This window comes from Kitasatospora sp. NPDC096140, assembly GCF_040303045.1.
GTDB lineage: Bacteria > Actinomycetota > Actinomycetes > Streptomycetales > Streptomycetaceae > Kitasatospora.
This window is the reverse complement of sequence record NZ_JBEOUW010000014.1, coordinates 46,765-63,588: the sequence shown is the minus strand read 5'-3', so window position 1 is coordinate 63,588 and position 16,824 is coordinate 46,765. Positions and strand designations below refer to the sequence as shown.

The following is a 16,824-nucleotide window of genomic DNA, read 5'->3' as shown; positions in this document are numbered from 1 at the left end:
CCGCCCGGCGGCCCGGCCCCGGAGGGCCCGTTCCCGGCGGCCGTTCCCCGGTGGCCGCTCGCTAGCGGCCCACGTACTTCGGCTTCTCCTTGGCGATGAAGGCGCGCACCGCGATCCGGTGGTCCTCGCTCTCGCCGGCCAGGGTCTGCAGCTCGTCCTCCTTGTCGAGGAGTTCGGACAGCGAGTGCGAAGCGCCGTACGCCAGCGACTCCTTGATGGCGCCGTACGCGACCGTCGGACCCTCGGCCAGCTCGCGGGCGAAGACCCGGGCGGTGGCGGCGAGTTCGTCGGCCGGCACCACCTTGGTGGCCAGGCCCAGCTCCATCGCCTCGGTGGCCTTCACCGTCCGGGGCAGCATCAGCAGCTCGGTGGCCTTGGCGTGCCCGACCAGGCGGGGCAGCGTCCAGGACGCGCCCGAGTCGGCGGTCAGGCCGATCCCGGCGAAGGCGGTGTTGAAGCCGGCCCGGTCGGACAGGATCCGGAAGTCGCAGGCGAAGGCGAGCGAGGCACCCGCGCCGGCCGCCACCCCGCCGACCGCGGCGACGGTCGGCTTGCGCATCCCGGCCAGGGCCCGGGTCAGCGGGTTGTAGTGCTCGGCGACGGTCCGCAGCGCGCCCTCGCCGGTCTCGTCGGCCCGCTTCAGCATCGTCAGGTGCTCGTTCAGGTCCTGTCCGACGCAGAACGCGCGCTCGCCCGCCCCGGTCAGCAGGACGGCCCGCACCGCCGGGTCCTCGGCGGCGGCGGTCACGGTGTCGCGCAGCGCCACCTTGGTGGCCACGTCGAGGGCGTTCATCGCCTCCGGGCGGTTGATGGTGATGACGGCCAGGCCGCCGTCCAGCTCGTACAGCACGGAATCGGACATGGGCGAGGGCTCCCTGGGTGATCGTCGTGGTGTCGGTGTCGTGTGCCAGGATGCCGGAGCACGCGGTGGCCTGGGGAGTGTGAGGTATCGCACCTTCCGGTGGCGTCCGCACTGCCGCCACGCCGGGGCTTATGACGTGAATTGCGGCGGTTGGGGGCGGTCCGGCCGAGGTTGCACCGAGAGTGATGTTGGTCATCAGCCCGTGGCATGCGGGATAATGGCTTCCGATCAATGCGTTCGATACCGGCGGTGGACGGACTGCCGGTGCGTAGCTGAGCGGTTGCAGGAAGGGGAACGAGCATGGCGGCCATGAAGCCGCGGACGGGTGACGGCCCGCTCGAAGTCACCAAAGAGGGGCGGGGCATCATCATGCGCGTTCCGCTCGAAGGCGGCGGACGCCTCGTGGTGGAGCTCACGCCTGACGAGGCCGACGCCCTCGGCGAGGCCCTGAAGAAGGCCTGCGGCTGACCGCAGCAGGTGCTCGCCATCTCCTGGAGATGCGCTGCCGGGCCCGGGCACGACGTCATGTCGGCCCGGGCCCGTGCGTTTCCCGGCGGCCCCGGCAGGGCCCCCGGGGCGGCCCCTAGCGCTTGACGGCGCAGAGCAGCCCGTCCGAGACCGGCAGCAGCGCCGGCAGCAGCGCCTCGCTCTCCCGGACGTCCCGGACCAGGTCCCGGACCGCGCCGGTCTGCGGGTCCTGCAGCTCCGGCTCGGCCAGTCGGCCCTCCTGGAAGACCCCCTCGAAGCAGACCATGCCGCCCGGCCGCAGCAGCCGCAGCGACTCCAGCAGGTACTCGCGGGACTCGGCCGGGTCGCCGTCGCAGAACACCAGGTCGTACTGGCCGTCGGCGAGCCGGGGCAGCACGTCCAGCGCCCGGCCCGGTATGAACCGCGAGCGGTTGGCCGCGAACCCGGCCGCCTGGTACGCCTCGCGGGCCAGCTGCTGGCGCACCGGCTCCGAGTCCACGGTGGTGAGCACGCCGTCCGGCCGCATGCCGCGCAGCAGGTAGACCCCGGACACCCCGGTGCCGGTGCCGATCTCGGCGACCGCCTTGGCGTCCAGCGCGGCGGCCAGCAGCCGCAGGCACGCCCCGCCGCTCGGCCCGATCGCGCGTATGCCGGTCCGCGCGGACTGCGCCCGGGCGTAGGTCAGCACCGCGTCCTCGCCCACGTAGGTGTCGGCGAGGGCCGCGCGCGCGGGCCCGAACTCGCTGATGGCTGCCTCTTTCGGAGCCCCGGGTGGCGGCCCGGTGCCGGGGGATGTCGATATTTCCTGCCACAGATTACTGGCCGACCGGGAACCGCGTACGGGGGCGGGCCGTTGTCATGTCGGACCGGGTGCGGGAGACCTCCCGGGCACTTTTATCCGGGCTTGACGGGTGAGGTGGATATGGTGGTGGCCCTGCTGGGCAGAAGAGCCGACCGAGGAGGTGTGGCCGAGGGAGACGTGCCCGTGCGGCGGCACTCCCGCGGCACCGCGTCGGCCCGTACGCCGAAGCCCGTGATGAACCAGCCTGCGCATTCCGACCTGGACCAGCCCGCCGCCGCGACGCCGGCCGCCGGTACCACCGAGGCCCCCGCCCTCGCGACGTTCGCCGAGGGCCCCGACGCGCAGACCTGGACTCCGCCCTCCTGGGAGGAGATCGTCGAGGCGCACAGCGCCCGCGTCTACCGGCTCGCCTACCGTCTGACGGGCAACCAGCACGACGCCGAGGACCTCACCCAGGAGGTCTTCGTCCGGGTGTTCCGTTCGCTGTCCACCTACACCCCCGGCACGTTCGAGGGCTGGCTGCACCGGATCACCACCAACCTCTTCCTGGACATGGTCCGCCGGCGCCAGCGCATCCGCTTCGACGCGCTCGGCGAGGACGCGGCCGAGCGGCTCGCCTCCCGCGAGCCCAGCCCGGCCCAGCACTTCAGCGACACCCACTTCGACGCCGACGTGCAGCAGGCCCTGGACACCCTCGCCCCGGAGTTCCGCGCGGCCGTGGTGCTCTGCGACATCGAGGGCCTGTCGTACGAGGAGATCGCCGCCACGCTGGGCGTCAAGCTCGGTACCGTCCGCAGCCGCATCCACCGCGGCCGCTCGCACCTGCGCGCCGCGCTCAAGCACCGTGCCCCCGGCTCGGCCCCCGGCCGTGAGCGCCGCGGCGGCTCGGAGGAGCCGGTGCCGGTCGGTGTCGGCGCGGTCGAGGCCGCCGTCGCGCCCGGTGGGCGCGGACGGAGGCGATCGTGAGCGGAACCAGCCGGTCCGGCTCGGACCGTTCGGACACGTCCGGCCGGTCCTCGACCCGGCGGAGCTGGGCCCTGCCGGGTCGTCGCGGTACCGACGAACCCGGTGAGCCCGTGCTGCCCGCGCTGGCGCTGCCCGCCGACACGGCGCTGCACGCGCTGCCCGTACGGCCCGCCGAACCCGCCGCCGAGGAGCACCACCTCGGCGAGCGCCTCTCCGCCTTCCTGGACGGCGAGCTCGGCCACGACTCGCGCGACCGCGTCCAGGCGCACCTGGCGACCTGCCCGCAGTGCCTCGCCGAGGTCGACGAGGGCCGCTCCGTGAAGCACCTGCTGACCCGCACCGGGACGCCCGGCCCGTCCTCCGCGCTGATGGCCCGGCTGATGGCCGTCGGCAACCTCCCCGAGGACGGCCCGGCGGACGGCGACTGGCGGCCCGGGCGGGCCCACCACGATGACGACGACGACCTGCCGGGCGGCGGCGTCGCCGCCACCGGCACGCTCGGCGGCAGCCGGCTCGACGGCGGCTCCTTCGGCCGCGGCGCCGGGGCCTCCTTCGGCGCGGGCGCGCTCGGCGCCGACACGCCGGTGCCCGGGGTCGACCCGCGGGCCTTCGGCCGCGGCGCGGTCCTGCGGCCGCTGATGGGCCGGCGCGCCGCCCGCCCCGAGCCCGCCGTCGGACCAGACCACGGGGCCCGGCCGCAGCCGGCCGCGGCAGCCGTCCGCCCCGCCGCGCGCGGCCGCCGACTGGTCTTCGCCGCCGCCGGAGCCTTCTCCGTCGCCGCGGTCACGCTCGGCGGCGTCGGCGGCCTCACCCCGCAGGGCGAGGAACGCCACGGCACGACCGTCAGCCCGGCCGGCGGCAACGCCGGTACCGGCCGCGGCGGCCTCGTCCCGATGACCGCGCAGGTCCCGGTGGACTTCCCGGGCCGACCGGTCGCCGCGACCCGTGAGGCGTCCCCGCCGTCCTCCCCGGAGCGTTACCCCGGCGGCGTCGCCGCACTGCGTCAGCAGACCCGCTAGAGCGTCCCCGGAGGGGTCCTGGCGTCCGGCTCCCGACGTGCTCGGCCACCGGCAGGTCTTTACCACGGCTTCATCGCAGCGTGGGTCGGAGACTCGCCGGTGGCCATTACCCTGTAGGAACCGTCGTCCGACGAGCTAGGGAGCAAAGGTGTTCAGCGACGTAGGCGGGCTGGAGATCCTGACCCTCATCGTGATGGCGATCATCATCTTCGGCCCGGACAAGCTGCCGAAGCTGATCCAGGACACCATGGGCTTCGTCCGGAAGATCCGTTCCTTCGCCGACAACGCGAAGGAGGACATCCGCAGCGAGCTCGGCCCCGAGTTCAAGGACTTCGAGTTCGAGGACCTCAACCCCAAGACCTTCGTCCGCAAGCAGCTCATGGGCGACCAGGCGGACCCGCTGGGCCTCAAGGACATGAAGGACTCGCTGGACATCCGCTCCGTCCTGGACGACAAGCCCGCGGCGCCGGTGAACGGCCGCAGCGGCGGCGTCAGCTTCGACAAGTCCGCCCCGGCGACCGCCTCCGCCGGCGCTCCGCTGGCGCCCGGCGAGCGGCCCCCGTTCGACCCCGACGCCACCTGACGCACGCTCCGCCACGAGGCTCCGGCAGCACGCCACCGCCCCGCCCGGCCGCCCGGCTGAGCGGGGCGGCGGTGTGTGCGCCGCTATTGTGCTGATTGTTCCCGATGAGCCGTCCGTCACATTCCGCGTGGTCGCGGAGCAGGAACGGCCCCCGGGAACGCCGCGGTACGCCACCATGGGAGCGCGCCACGGCAGGCACACGTGCGTTTGAGGAGGCCCGGGGATGGACGCGACGAGTCAGGCGGGAGGGGCGACGGCCACGGCCGGCGGCCCGGTGGTCGGCGGACAGGCCGGCCCGGCGGACCCGCTGGTGCCCTACCTGTCCGCCGATTTCCCCTGGTACGGGCTGGACGAGGGCTGGACCGGCCGCCGCTACCTGATGCAGGCCGGCGCCGGCACCCGCGCCGCGGGCAGCGTCGACTACGGTTCGCTCGGCCACGGCGACGAGCCGGCCAAGCAGTACGAGCCGCGCGACATGCGGAAGTTCGCGGCCGTGGTCACCGTCGCCCGCCGCGACAGCCGGCGCAGCGCCGACAACACCGGCACCCTGGAGGCGACCTCCGCCTCCTCGGCCGCCTGGCTGGCCGGATCCGGCCTGCTCGCCGCGACCTGGCCCGGCCAGCTGGACCGCGCGCTGCGCCAGGACTGGCTGGACCAGCAGAGCAGCCTCGCCTGGGACCTCGCGGACGACCTGGCCGGCCCCGGCTGGTCCACCCTCAGCCTGCCGGTCAACGGCCTGCCGCAGCCCTTCCGCTACCGCGAGTCCGAGTACGGCTGGGTGCTGGCCGGGGAGGCCCCCGGCGTCCTGCTCGGCGCGTACGGCCGCGGTGTCAGCGCCTACGGCGTCGGCTTCTCGACCGTCCCGGACCTGGCCGCCTACACCCGCCCGTAGGCCCCGTACAGCAGCCCGTAGGACCCGCCCGTGACGACGGAGGGGCCCGGTGACGCGTGCGTCACCGGGCCCCTCCGTGGCGGTCGGCTCAGAACTTGTTCTTGGGCGTCAGCCCGAGCGACATCCCGGACAGGCCGCGCTGGCGGCCGCCGAGCTTGCCGGCCACGGCCCGCAGGGCGGCGCCGGCCGGGGAGTCGGGCGCGGCGAGCACGACCGGGCGGCCGTCGTCGCCGCCCTCGCGCAGGCGCACGTCGATCGGGATCGAGCCGAGCACCGGAACGGTCGCGCCGACCGTGCGGGTGAGCGCGTCCGCGACGGTCTGGCCGCCGCCGGTGCCGAAGACGTCGATCATCTCGTCGCAGTGCGGGCACGGCATGCCGGACATGTTCTCGATCACGCCGACGATCTTCTGGTGGGTCTGCACCGCGATGGTCCCGGCCCGCTCGGCCACCTCGGCGGCGGCCATCTGCGGGGTGGTGACGATCAGGATCTCCGCGTTGGGGACCAGCTGGGCCACCGAGATCGCGATGTCGCCGGTGCCGGGCGGCAGGTCCAGCAGCAGCACGTCCAGGTCGCCCCACCAGACGTCGGCGAGGAACTGCTGGAGCGCGCGGTGCAGCATCGGGCCGCGCCAGACCACCGGGGCGTTGCCCGGGGTGAACATGCCGATCGAGATGACCTTCACGCCGTTCGCCTGCGGCGGCATGATCATGTCCTGGACCTGGGTCGGCCGGCCCTCGACGCCCAGCATGCGCGGCACGCTGTGGCCGTAGATGTCGGCGTCCACGACGGCGACCTTCAGGCCGTCCGCGGCCATCGCCGCCGCCAGGTTGACCGTCACCGAGGACTTGCCGACGCCGCCCTTGCCGGAGGCGACGGCGTAGACGCGGGTCAGCGTGCCCGGCTTGGCGAACGGGATCTCCCGCTCGGGGGCGCCGCCGCGCAGCAGCTGGGAGAGCTCCTTGCGCTGCTCGTCGCTCATCACGTCGAGCTCGACCTCGACGCCGGTCACGCCGGAGACCTTCCCGACCGCCTCGCGGACCCGGGTGACGATGGTGTCGCGCATCGGGCAGCCGGAGACCGTCAGGTAGACCGCGACGCGCACCGCGCCGCCCTCGGCGATCTCGACCGATTTCACCATGCCGATCTCGGTGATCGGGCGGTTGATCTCCGGGTCGTTGACGGTCGCCAGCGCCTGGCGTACGGACTCCTCCGTGACGCCGGCCGCGACCTCTGTCTCGTTGGCCATGCCTTGATGGTACGGCGCCGACGGATCCCCTTGACTCGCCGGTAGCGTGCCGCCGGTCACAGCTGCTCGGAGGTCTCCCGGCGCTCCTCGATCTCCCTGAGCAGGGACTGCAGTTCGGAGCGGATGAAGTCCCGGGTGGCGACCTCGCCGAGTCCGTGCCGCAGGGCCGCGACCTCGCGGGTCAGGTACTCGGTGTCCGCGATGTTGCGGTCGCTGCGGGCCCGGTCCTGCTCCATGTTGACCCGGTCCCGGTTGTCCTGCCGGTTCTGCGCCAGCAGGATCAGCGGCGCCGCGTAGGAGGCCTGGAGCGACAGCGCCAGGGTCAGGAAGATGAACGGGTACTCGTCGAAGCGCACGGTCGCCGGCAGCAGGGTGTTCCACGCTATCCAGACGACCACCACCACCGTCATCCAGACGATGAACCGCCCGGTGCCGAGGAAGCGGGCGATCCGCTCGGACAGGACGCCGAAGGCCTCCGGGTCGTAGGAGGGCAGCGAGAGCAGGCCGGGGCGGGCGGTGCGGGGCTGGTCGAGCCGGGTGCGGCCGGTGCCGGTGATCGTGGCGGTCTCCGGCCGGCGTTCGCGGCTGCCCTCGCGGGTGCGCAGTTCGCGCAGTTGCCGCAGCTGCCGCAGTTCGCCCTGCAGGCGTCGGCGCGCGGAGTCGTCCGGCCGGCCGTTGCGGTCACCGTCCACCGGTCACCCCTTCCGTCTCGTGCTGCCAGGCGTCCCCGGAGTGCAGTGCGGCGTCGCGCCAGTCGTCGGGCAGCAGGTGGTCGAGCACGTCGTCGACGGTCACCGCGCCGAGCAGGTGGTCCGCCTCGTCGACGACCGGCGCGGCGACCAGGTTGTACGTCGCCAGGTAGCTGGTGATCAGCGACAGCGGGGTGTCCGGCGGCAGCGGGTCCAGGTCGTCGTCGACCAGCGAGCCGACCAGGACGTACGGGGGCTCGCGCAGCAGCCGCTGGAAGTGCACGGTGCCGAGGTAGCGGCCGGTCGGGGTCTCGTTCGGCGGGCGGCAGACGAAGACCTGCGCGGCGAGGGCGGGCTTGTGGTCGCTGATCCGGACCCGGGCCAGCGCCTCGGCGACCGTCGCGTCCGGCTCCAGGACGATCGGCTCGGTGGTCATCAGACCGCCGGCGGTGTCCTCCTCGTAGGTGAGCAGGCGGCGCACCGGCGCGGCCTCGTCCGGCTCCATCAGCTGGAGCAGTCGTTCGGCCTCCTCGCCGGGCAGCTCGGAGAGCAGGTCGGCGGCGTCGTCCGGGTCCATCGCCTCCAGGATGTCGGCGGCGCGCTCCTCCTGGAGCTTGCCGATGATCTCGACCTGGTCGTCCTCGGGCAGCTCCTCCAGGACGTCGGCCAGCCGCTCGTCGTCCAGTGCGGCGGCGACCTCGGCCCGGCGCTTGGCGGACAGGTGGTGCATCACGCTGGCGAGGTCGGCGGGGCGCAGCTGCTCGAAGGTGGCGAGCAGGTTGGCGGCGCCCTGGTCCTGTTCGGGCAGGGAGAAGCCGGTGACGTCCTGCCAGTCCAGGGTGAGCCGCTCGCCCTTGCCCTTGCGCAGCCGGCCGGCCCGGCCGACCTGGACGAAGACCTTGCTGACCTCCCACTCGCGCACCCGGGACTGCACCATGCCGACGTCCAGCACGGTGACCTCCTCACCGGTCTTGGACCAGGTGACGGTGCGGTCCAGCAGCTCGGCGAGCACCAGGGTCTCGGACGGGCGCTGCTCGAAGCGGCGGAGGTTGATCACGCCGGTGGTGAGCACCTGGCCGGACTCCAGGCTGGTCACCCGGGTCATCGGCAGGAAGATCCGGCGTCGGCCGACCACCTCGACCACCAGGCCGAGCACGCGCGGCGGACGCCCGCCGAGCCGCAGCGAGACGACGACGTCGCGGACGCGGCCGACCTGGTCGCCGTTGGGGTCGAAGACCGCGATGGCCGACAGGTGGGAGATGAAGACCCGCGTGCCTGGCCCTGCCATGGACTCCCTCGACTCGCTCGACGCCGTGCGTGGTGCGCCCGGGCGCACTCGCGGCCAAATCTACCCGCGAGTGCGGGGCCCGGCCCGACGAGGGCACGGTAGCCGGGCGAGGAGTCCTCGGCGTGAACCCTCAGCGGCGCTTGAACAGCAGCTTGGGCAGGCCGGCCGGGATCGGGCGGCGGGTGGTGGCCGGGGTGGGCATCGGCTGTGCGGCGTGCGAGCCGTCCGGCATCGCGCCCGGACCCTCGGCGAGCGGGCCGGAGGGCTCCAGCCGCAGCACCCGGCACTCGCGGGCCCAGCGCTCGGTGATGGCGTCGGTGTCGGGCGCGTTCAGCCGCTTGCCCTTGAGTTCCTCGACCGCGCCCAGCCACTGCGGGCTGCCCGGTGCGAGGTCGACCACCCGGGCGTGCCAGCCGGTCAGCCGGCCGCCCTTGTCCTTGCTGCGGACGGTGACCACGGCCCCGGCGCCGGGGGCCAGGCCGTGCAGCGGCTGCTCGCCGCCCTCGCCGACCACCACGACCGCGCCGTCGTGCCAGGCGTGCCACAGCGGCCGGGCCTGCTCCTGGCCGTCCGCGCGCACCCAGAGCAGGCCGGACTTCTTCGCGGCCTCCTCCAGCAGTGCCTGGTCGAGGAAGGCGTCGGCGGTCGCGGCAGCGGGCGTACGGTCCATGGCCGACAGCGTACGGCTTTCCGGTCCGTTCCCGTCCACGGGACGCCGGGACGTCTCAGCCCCCGGGCGACAGTTCCATTACTGCGCCACGGGCCTTACCGTATGAGCGCCCCGCCCACCGCGACCAGCAGAGGAGCGCCGTGCCCGCCGCCCGGCCCGCGACCGCCCCCGCCGCCACGCCCACCGCCGACCCGCGGCCGACGCCTCCGCTCCCCACCCTCGACCTGCTGCTGCTCGCCGTCTCGATCGGCGGCATCTCGCTGTCCGGCCCGCTGATCAGCGCCACCGCCGCGCCCGCGCTGGCGATCGCCTTCTGGCGCAACGTCATGTCGGTCGGGGTCCTGGGCCCGTACGCGCTGCTGCGCCACCGCGCCGAGCTGCGCGGGATCGGCCGGCGGGCGCTGCTGCTCGCGGTCGCGGCCGGGGCGCTGCTCGCCGTCCACTTCGCGCTGTGGATGCCCAGTCTGCGGATGACCTCGGTGGCCTCCGCCACCGCCCTGGTCACCACCACCCCGCTGTGGACCATCCTGCTGATGCGGTTGATGGGCGTCCGGGCGCCCCGGACGGTCTGGCTCGGCACGGTCGTGGCCTTCGCCGGCGTGCTGGTGCTCACCGGGGTCGACCTCTCTCTCTCCCCGCGCGCGCTGCTCGGCGACGCGCTCGCCCTCGCCGCCGGCCTGGCCGCGGCCGGGTACATGCTGCTGGGCGCCGAGGTCCGCAGGACCGTCAGCACCACCGCGTACACGCTGGTCTGCTACGCCACCACGGCGGTCGTCCTGCTCGGCATCTGCCTGGTCGCCGGGACCCCGCTGTCCGGCTGGCCGGCCGGGGTGTGGTGGCAGATCGTGCTGCTGATGGTCGCCGCCCAGCTGCTCGGCCACTCGCTGAGCAACCGCGTGGTGCGCAACCTCGGGCCGTCGATCACCTCCACCGCGATCCTGTTGGAGACCCCGGGCGCGGCCCTGATCGCCGCGCTCTGGCTGGGCCAGTGGCCCCCGGCGGCCGCCTACCCGGCGGTGGTGCTGATCCTGCTCGGCCTCGTCCTGGTCGCCCGCGGCGGCCGGCGCTGACCGGCCGCGGTCCAGGCCCTAGAGCCAGCCGTTGCGGCGGAAGCCCCGGTACATCCCGACGCAGATCAGCGCGATCGCGCCGAGCACCATCGGGTAGCCGTACTCGTGGTGCAGCTCGGGCATGTAGTCGAAGTTCATGCCGTACACGCCGGTGATCATGGTGGGCACGGCGAAGATCGCCGCCCAGGCGGTGATCTTGCGCATGTCCTCGTTCTGCGCGACCGAGACCTGCGCCAGGTTGGCCTGCAGCAGCGAGTTCAGCAGCTCGTCGAAGCCGTGCACCTGCTCGGCGACCCGGGCCAGGTGGTCGGCGACGTCCCGGAAGTACTTCTGGATGTCCGGGTCCACCAGGCGCTGCAGCGGCTCGGACAGCTGCTGCATCGGGCGCAGCAGCGGCACCACGGCGCGCTTGAACTCCAGGACCTCGCGCTTGAGTTGGTAGACCCGGCCGACGTCGGAGCTGCGGCCGCCCTTGGCCGAGAAGACGCCGTACTCGATCTCGTCCACGTCGTTCTGCAGCCGCTCGGCGACCAGCAGGTAGTTGTCCACGACGTGGTCGGCGATCGCGTGCAGCACCGCCGCGGGGCCCTTGGCGAGCAGTCCGGCCTCGTCCGCGTCGGCCTCCAGGCGGTGGCGCAGCTCCTGCAGCGAGCCGTGGCCGCCGTGCCGGACGGTGATCACGAAGTCCCGCCCGGCGAACACCATCAGCTCACCGGTGTCCACCACCTCGCTGGTCGGCGTGAGCTGGTCGTGCTCGACGTAGCGGATGGTCTTGAAGACGGCGAACAGGACGTCGTCGTAGCGCTCGACCTTGGGCCGCTGGTGCGCGTGCACCGCGTCCTCGACCGCGAGCGGGTGCAGGCCGAAGCGCTGGGCGATCCCCTCGAACTCCGCCTCGGTCGGCTCGTGCAGTCCGATCCAGCTGAACGAGCCCGCGCCGTCCTGGAGTTGCTGCTCGGCCTTGACCCGGCGGGCGGCCTCGCGCGGGCTGCAGGACTCGCCCTTGCGCTTGCCGTGCTGGTAGACCGCGCAGTCCACGACCGCCGAAGCGGCGTCCTCGGGCAGGACGTCGTACACCCCGGCCACGACCCGGCGGCGGTTGGTGCGGACGGCGGCACGCAGGCTGTTGATCATCGACATGGCAGGCTCCCAGGGGCAGGGAGCCGTCGCAAGGCGGCGCGGAAGAAGAAACGTTCGGCCGCGGTACGACGGCGAAGAACACCGGTGAAAGGGGGGATGAAGGTGCTCTCCCGGCCGGTCCGTCCGCCGTGGTCCTGCGCCCTGGGCTACTGCGGCTGATTCAGCCGATTGGGCCTGCGGGGCGAGGGGTACGGGGAAGTCGGGGCCGGGCAGAGCTGCCGGTACTGCATGGTCGGCCGGTATCCACCGCAACCACCTCCTTCGCGCCGCCGCCCCGGGACGGAAGCATCCCGGTGGCCAGTCGCTCACCCTAACATCTGACCGGCCATCGGCGCCCGGGGGTTCCCCGAGGCTTTACGGGTCCTTGACGGGCCGCTCCACCGGGCCGCCCGCACGCGGCCCGCGCGCCCCACCGGGTTACGCTCACCGGCATGGCCCACGACTTCCCGCTCTTCGGCGATCCCCACGGCGGCAGCTCCCCGGAGCTCTCCCGGGAGGCGGTGCTCGCCGCCGTCGAGGCCCGGCTGATCTCCACCTTCGGCGAGCCGAGTGGCCGGGCCGCGGTCACCTTCCTCGGCACCGACCGGATCGAGGTGCTGCGCTTCGGCCCCGACGCCGAGGGCCTGGTCCGGTACGCGACGCTCGGGATGTCCGCCACGCCGATGGCCGACCCGACCGCGATGGTCGCCGACCAGGTGCGCGGCCCGCGCGCCGAACTGGTGCTGACCGTCCGCGGCGGGCGTGACGGCGTGCTGCGCAGCCTGGCCACCTTCGCCGCCACGCCGCAGGTCGAGGGCCTGGTGGTGGCCCCGGGCGGCTCGCTGGACCTCGGCGCCCCGCTGTGGGAGGGCGCGCCCTTCACCTCGGTGCTGGCCGCCGAGCCGGGCGGTCTGGTCGAGGACCTGGAGCTGGCCGAGCCGGCCGAGCCGGTCCGCTTCCTGCCGCTGCTGCCGATGACGCCCAACGAGGCGGGCTGGAAGCGGGTGCACGGCGCGGCCGCGCTCCAGGAGCGCTGGCTGAACCAGGGCACCGACCTGCGCGACCCGGAGCGCCGCGGCGTCCGGCTGGACTGACGGCCCGGCCCGCGGCCCGGTCGGCGTTCCCCGACGCTCCTCGGCGGGCCCCCGGCGGCCGCTGACGGCTGTTCAGGCGCCGCTCGGGCAGGGGTCGGACCGGACCCGGGCAGAGCGTGCGGGACGCGCCCGCAGGCCCCTGCCGCGCCCCGCACGCCGGAGCGCGGCGGCCCGTACCCTCAGCGCTCGATCGGCTTCGCGCCGGTGGCCTGCGCCAGCAGTGCCTCGTAGACGGCGGGGTCGGTGGTGTGCTCGCCGAGCCGGACGGTCTTGCGGGTGCCGTGGTAGTCGCTGGACCCGGTGACCAGCAGGCCGAGCTCCCCGGCCAGACCGCGCAGCCGGGCCCTGGTCTCCTCGTCGTGGTCGGTGTGGTCGACCTCCAGTGCGCCCAGCCCGGCCGCCGCGAGGTCGGCGATCACCGCGTCCGGGACCACCCGGCCGCGCTTGACCGCGCCGGGGTGGGCGAAGACCGGCACCCCGCCGGCCGCCCGGACCAGCCGGACCGCCTCCAGCGGGTCGGTCTCGTGCTTGCGGACGTCCGCCCGCCCGCCGTTGGCCAGCCACTCGGGGGTGAAGGCGTCCGAGACGGTGGCCACCACGCCCGCCTCGACCAGCGCGCTGGCGATGTGCGGCCGCCCGACCGAGCCGGCGCCCGCGATCCGCTGCACCTGCTCCCAGCTGATGTCCGCGCCGAGCTCCCGGCAGCGCTCGACGATCGCCCGCCCGCGCCGGAACCGGTCGGTGCGCACCAGCTCCCGCTCCCGCGCGAACTCGGGCTCCTCCGGGTCGAACAGGTACGCCAGCAGGTGCATGCTGACGCCGTCCACGACGCAGGACAGTTCCGCGCCGGGCACGACGGTCAGTCGGGTGCCGTCGGGCAGCGCGTGCACCGCCGCGGCCGCCTCGGCGTGGCCGGCCACGGTGTCGTGGTCGGTGAGCGCCACGACGTCGAGGCCCGCGGCGACGGCCGCCGCGACCAGCTCGGCCGGGCTGTCGGTGCCGTCGGAGGCGTTGCTGTGGGCGTGCAGGTCGATGCGCACGGGGCGGGCTCCTGGGGGCTCGTGGGTGCCGACCAGGATAGGCCGTCCGGGCGAGGGGCGGGCGGTGCGGCGGGAGAGCGGGCGGCCCGGGCGGGTCAGCCGAGCAGTCGGGGTGAGAGCGCTCCGCAGGGCAGCAGGTCCAGCTCGGCACCGGCGTCGCGCAGGTCGGTGAGCACCAGCTCGTCGTACATCACCAGCGCGGACTGCTCGGGCCAGGCGATCGCCCAGAGCCACAGCCCGCGCGCCTCGCCGACGAAGACCGCGCGGTCGGCCGGGGCGTCCGGGACGTGGAACATCGGGGTGGGCCGGCCGGCGGCCATCAGCTTGGCGTCGGCGGGCTTGTAGAGGCCGACGGAGTCGCCCGGGTCGGGCCCCGGGAGTCCGGCGTAGCGGGCACCGAGCCCGACGCCCAGTTCCTCGGCGACCAGCACCAGTTCACCGAAGCCGCCGAGCGGCGCAGGGCCGGAGCAGGCGACGGCGGTGGCGCGGGCGCCCGAGACGTCGTCGCCGGCGTGGGCGATGCCGGTGTAGAGCCAGCCGACCGGGAGCGGCCAGGGCATCCAGACGGGGACCTGCGAGCGGGCGACGGCGACGCCCAGGGCCTCGACGCTCGGGGGCAGCACGGGCTGCATCGGGTGCACGGCTCCGTGCCGGTCGCACTGCCAGGTGTCTGAGAACAGACCGGGGGCGCGGACCCGACCGGCGCACCTCGGGCAGCTTGGCTCGCCCCTCATAGCCGACAACGCTCCTCCCTCCGGACCGCCGCGTCAAGGACGATCACCCGTACGGAGGGCTCGGCGGCACCTGTCGGTGGTGGACGCCCGGCCGGCGCGGGGTGGGCGCGGCGCGGGGTGGTTCCCGTTGGGGGATGTCCCGTGACGGGCGGCGGCAAACGTCCGGGGCGCGACCCCGGACACACTGACGCCCCGTCATCGGCGGTCGCGATGACGGGGCGTCAGTCCGGTATCGGGACGTCCGGATCGGACGCCCCCGGCTCGTCTGCGGCGGGTGAGGCCTCCCGGTCGGAGGCGCCGCGCGGGGTCAGACGGTCGGGCACGGCCGGATGAGCAGGCGTTCGCCGGTGCGGGCGGCGGCCTGGACGTGCTCGCGGACGGTCGCGGCGTCGGCGATCAGACGGTCGGTGGCGGAGCCGTTGGTGTCGTCCAGCCGGACGATCTCGAAGCGCATGGTCTTCGTCATGGGCGTCTCCCTTCCTTGCCCTGTCGGGCGGGGCGATTGCGGCTGAGTCGGTATCAGCCCTTTCGGGGTCCTGCGGGTCCGGCGAAGGGGCCGGACCGGGCGGGTCGTGCGTGCGGCGGTCTGCTGCGGCAAGGGCTCCCCCTGCTTGCCTGGTGCGTCCAGTGCCTCGTAACCACGGTGTCGTGGCGGTGCTACCGGGCCGTTGCCCGTCCGTGAAGTCCAGGTTTCGAGCGGTACGCGTCGGCGTCGAGGCCGACGATGATTCCCGGACAGAATCAAAGATTACCGTAACTAACGAATTTTGTCCTGCGATGAAGCCCGTCGAACTTCCGAAAGTGGTACAGACCACTTCCGGAAGGCGGTGAGGTGACGGGGGTCGGTCGGGACCGGAGGGCGGTCAGGCCCAGAACGCGGCCAGCGCCTCGGCGGTCGCGGCCGGCTGCTCGGCGTTGGGGGAGTGGCCCGCGTCCGCGACCACCACCCGTCGGGCGCCCAGGCGCTCGGCCATCCCGGTCTGCTCCGGGACCGGCCAGGCGTAGTCCCGCACGCCGGACAGCACCAGCACCGGCAGCCCGGCGGTGGCGGCGGCCAGCTCGTCCACCCGGTCCGGCGCGGCGACCAGGTGGCCGCCGGTGACGGACAGCGCCCGCGGCACGTTGGCCAGCCAGCGGCGGTGCAGGAACTCCGCGACGGCGGGGTCGAGGGCCGGCAGCGGCTGCCCGCTGTCGGCCTCCATCTGCCGCATGACCTGCCAGATCTCCTCCAGGCCCATCACCTGCAGCGCGTCCAGCAGCAGCTTGGTGCGGGCCGCCTCGGCCGGGTCGATCGCGCCCGGCCCGGTGGACATCAGGGTCAGCGACCGCCACGGCAGCGGGCCGTGCGCGGCGGCGGAGAGCACCGCCTCCCGCACCACCTGGCCGCCGAAGGAGTGCCCCAGCAGGTGCAGCGGCTCGCCGTCCGCCGCCAGCGCCTCGGTGAGCGCCAGCACGTCCGCGCCCAGCTCGCCGACGGCGTACGCCGCCGGGTCGTCCGGCCCACCGGTCTCGTGCTGCCCGCGCTGGTCCACGGCCGTCACCCGGTACCCGGCCGCCGCGAGCGGTTCGAGCAGCCCGATGAAGTCCTCCTTGCTGCCGGTGAACCCCGGGACCAGCAGCGCCGAACCCAGCACCGCCCCGTCGGGCTCCGCCCGCAGCGCCGCGAACCCGCCGCGCCCGGTCACCACCCGCTCGGCCCGCGCGCACCGGGGCAACCTCAGGAACGGCGGCGTGCTCATGGCGTGGTCTCCCTGCTCTCCTGCCTGCGACTTCCCGACGCCCCCGAGCTTAGGGCGTGCCCGCCGCCGTCCGGCGCCCGTGCCGTCGGCGACGTGTCGTGCCCCGCCCGGCGCCGGCGGGCCCGGACGGCGGCAGGCCCCTCGTCGCCGGTGCGGCCGGGGCCCGGGAACGCCCGAGGGGGCGGGCCGGGCCTGTCGGCCTGGCTCGCCCCCTCGGGGGATGCACCGGGATCAGCTCTCCGGGGTCGCCTCGACGGTCGCGGCGGCCTTGCGGGCGCGGGTGCGCTTGCGCGGGGCCGGGACCTCGGCCACGTCGGCCTCGGCGGCCGGGGCCGCCGGGGCGGTCTCGGCGGTGGCCGCGGCCTTCGGCTTGCGGGTCCGGGTCCGGGTGGCGGGCTTCTTCTCCTCGGCCGGGGCCTCGGTGACGACGGCCTCGGCGACGGCAGCCTCGGTGGCGGCCTCGACGGCCTCCGCCTTCGGCTTGCGCGTGCGGGTCCGGGTGGCGGGCTTCTTCTCCTCGGCCGGGGCCTCGGTGACGAC

Annotated in this window: 18 protein-coding genes and 1 pseudogene; 7 read left to right on the top strand and 12 right to left on the bottom strand. The window is 74.4% G+C overall.

The window, feature by feature from the left end; all coding sequences use genetic code 11:
• Window positions 1-61 precede the first annotated feature (61 nt).
• Window positions 62-862: an enoyl-CoA hydratase-related protein gene (locus tag ABT048_RS16810; protein ID WP_350522136.1), complete on the bottom strand. Its 801-nt coding sequence runs from the start codon at window positions 860-862 to the stop codon at window positions 62-64.
• A gap of 300 nt (window positions 863-1,162) precedes the next feature.
• On the opposite strand from ABT048_RS16810, the gene ABT048_RS16805 reads away from it, so the two are divergent.
• A complete protein-coding gene (locus tag ABT048_RS16805; RefSeq protein WP_014137929.1) occupies window positions 1,163-1,330 on the top strand; it encodes a DUF3117 domain-containing protein in 168 nt (55 codons plus the stop codon).
• Window positions 1,331-1,445: 115 nt separating this feature from the next.
• On the opposite strand, the gene ABT048_RS16800 is transcribed toward ABT048_RS16805, so the two are convergent.
• A complete protein-coding gene (locus ABT048_RS16800; protein ID WP_189915839.1) occupies window positions 1,446-2,078 on the bottom strand; it encodes an O-methyltransferase in 633 nt (210 codons plus the stop codon).
• A gap of 288 nt (window positions 2,079-2,366) precedes the next feature.
• Between ABT048_RS16800 and sigE the strand changes: the two genes are divergently transcribed.
• The 4 genes from sigE (at window position 2,367) to ABT048_RS16780 (ending at window position 5,592) form a co-directional block, all read left to right on the top strand.
• Window positions 2,367-3,098: an RNA polymerase sigma factor SigE gene (gene sigE / locus ABT048_RS16795; RefSeq protein WP_396544748.1), complete on the top strand. Its 732-nt coding sequence runs from the start codon at window positions 2,367-2,369 to the stop codon at window positions 3,096-3,098.
• Window positions 3,095-4,117 carry a zf-HC2 domain-containing protein gene (locus ABT048_RS16790; RefSeq protein WP_350522134.1) on the top strand — a complete coding sequence of 341 codons (1,023 nt, stop codon included), beginning with the start codon at window positions 3,095-3,097 and terminating at the stop codon, window positions 4,115-4,117. The genes sigE and ABT048_RS16790 overlap by 4 nt, the downstream gene beginning before the upstream one ends.
• 148 nt (window positions 4,118-4,265) lie before the next feature.
• A complete protein-coding gene (locus ABT048_RS16785; RefSeq protein ID WP_350522133.1) occupies window positions 4,266-4,700 on the top strand; it encodes a sec-independent translocase in 435 nt (144 codons plus the stop codon).
• Window positions 4,701-4,923: 223 nt separating this feature from the next.
• On the top strand, window positions 4,924-5,592 hold the full coding sequence (locus ABT048_RS16780) for a hypothetical protein (RefSeq protein WP_350522132.1): 669 nt from the start codon (window positions 4,924-4,926) through the stop codon (window positions 5,590-5,592).
• 88 nt (window positions 5,593-5,680) lie between these two features.
• On the opposite strand, the gene ABT048_RS16775 is transcribed toward ABT048_RS16780, so the two are convergent.
• The 4 genes from ABT048_RS16775 to ABT048_RS16760 all read right to left on the bottom strand — a co-directional run bounded on the left by ABT048_RS16775 (window position 5,681) and on the right by ABT048_RS16760 (window position 9,488).
• On the bottom strand, window positions 5,681-6,841 hold the full coding sequence (locus tag ABT048_RS16775; RefSeq protein WP_350522131.1) for an Mrp/NBP35 family ATP-binding protein: 1,161 nt from the start codon (window positions 6,839-6,841) through the stop codon (window positions 5,681-5,683).
• A gap of 56 nt (window positions 6,842-6,897) precedes the next feature.
• Window positions 6,898-7,473 (bottom strand): DUF1003 domain-containing protein, encoded by a 576-nt coding sequence (locus ABT048_RS16770; RefSeq protein ID WP_396544746.1) that lies wholly within the window; start codon window positions 7,471-7,473, stop codon window positions 6,898-6,900.
• Window positions 7,474-7,522: 49 nt separating this feature from the next.
• The gene (locus ABT048_RS16765; RefSeq protein WP_350522130.1) at window positions 7,523-8,818 is read right to left on the bottom strand and encodes a magnesium transporter MgtE N-terminal domain-containing protein; all 1,296 of its coding nucleotides are present in this window, start codon (window positions 8,816-8,818) and stop codon (window positions 7,523-7,525) included.
• Between the two features lie 130 nt (window positions 8,819-8,948).
• Complete coding sequence (locus tag ABT048_RS16760; RefSeq protein ID WP_350522129.1) at window positions 8,949-9,488, bottom strand: hypothetical protein; 540 nt, start codon at window positions 9,486-9,488, stop codon at window positions 8,949-8,951.
• Between the two features lie 140 nt (window positions 9,489-9,628).
• Here ABT048_RS16760 and ABT048_RS16755 point away from each other — a divergent pair, with 140 nt between their 5' ends.
• The gene (locus ABT048_RS16755) at window positions 9,629-10,558 is read left to right on the top strand and encodes a DMT family transporter (RefSeq protein ID WP_502894020.1); all 930 of its coding nucleotides are present in this window, start codon (window positions 9,629-9,631) and stop codon (window positions 10,556-10,558) included.
• 18 nt (window positions 10,559-10,576) lie between these two features.
• On the opposite strand, the gene corA is transcribed toward ABT048_RS16755, so the two are convergent.
• On the bottom strand, window positions 10,577-11,698 hold the full coding sequence (gene corA, locus ABT048_RS16750) for a magnesium/cobalt transporter CorA (RefSeq protein ID WP_350522128.1): 1,122 nt from the start codon (window positions 11,696-11,698) through the stop codon (window positions 10,577-10,579).
• A gap of 431 nt (window positions 11,699-12,129) precedes the next feature.
• Here corA and ABT048_RS16745 point away from each other — a divergent pair, with 431 nt between their 5' ends.
• Window positions 12,130-12,771 carry a suppressor of fused domain protein gene (locus ABT048_RS16745; RefSeq protein WP_350522127.1) on the top strand — a complete coding sequence of 214 codons (642 nt, stop codon included), beginning with the start codon at window positions 12,130-12,132 and terminating at the stop codon, window positions 12,769-12,771.
• 179 nt (window positions 12,772-12,950) lie between these two features.
• Here the strand turns inward: ABT048_RS16745 and ABT048_RS16740 are convergent, their stop codons facing one another.
• The 5 genes and pseudogenes from ABT048_RS16740 to ABT048_RS16720 form a co-directional block, all read right to left on the bottom strand.
• Complete coding sequence (locus tag ABT048_RS16740) at window positions 12,951-13,811, bottom strand: PHP domain-containing protein (protein ID WP_350522126.1); 861 nt, start codon at window positions 13,809-13,811, stop codon at window positions 12,951-12,953.
• 95 nt (window positions 13,812-13,906) lie between these two features.
• Window positions 13,907-14,545 (bottom strand): DUF6758 family protein, encoded by a 639-nt coding sequence (locus ABT048_RS16735; RefSeq protein ID WP_350522125.1) that lies wholly within the window; start codon window positions 14,543-14,545, stop codon window positions 13,907-13,909.
• A 307-nt stretch (window positions 14,546-14,852) separates the two neighbouring features.
• Window positions 14,853-14,999, bottom strand: coding sequence for a DUF8834 family protein (locus tag ABT048_RS16730; protein ID WP_502894023.1), 147 nt, complete (start codon window positions 14,997-14,999; stop codon window positions 14,853-14,855).
• A gap of 409 nt (window positions 15,000-15,408) precedes the next feature.
• The gene (locus tag ABT048_RS16725; RefSeq protein ID WP_350522124.1) at window positions 15,409-16,284 is read right to left on the bottom strand and encodes an alpha/beta fold hydrolase; all 876 of its coding nucleotides are present in this window, start codon (window positions 16,282-16,284) and stop codon (window positions 15,409-15,411) included.
• Window positions 16,285-16,515: 231 nt separating this feature from the next.
• Window positions 16,516-16,824: pseudogene (locus ABT048_RS16720) on the bottom strand (DEAD/DEAH box helicase); the annotation flags it as partial.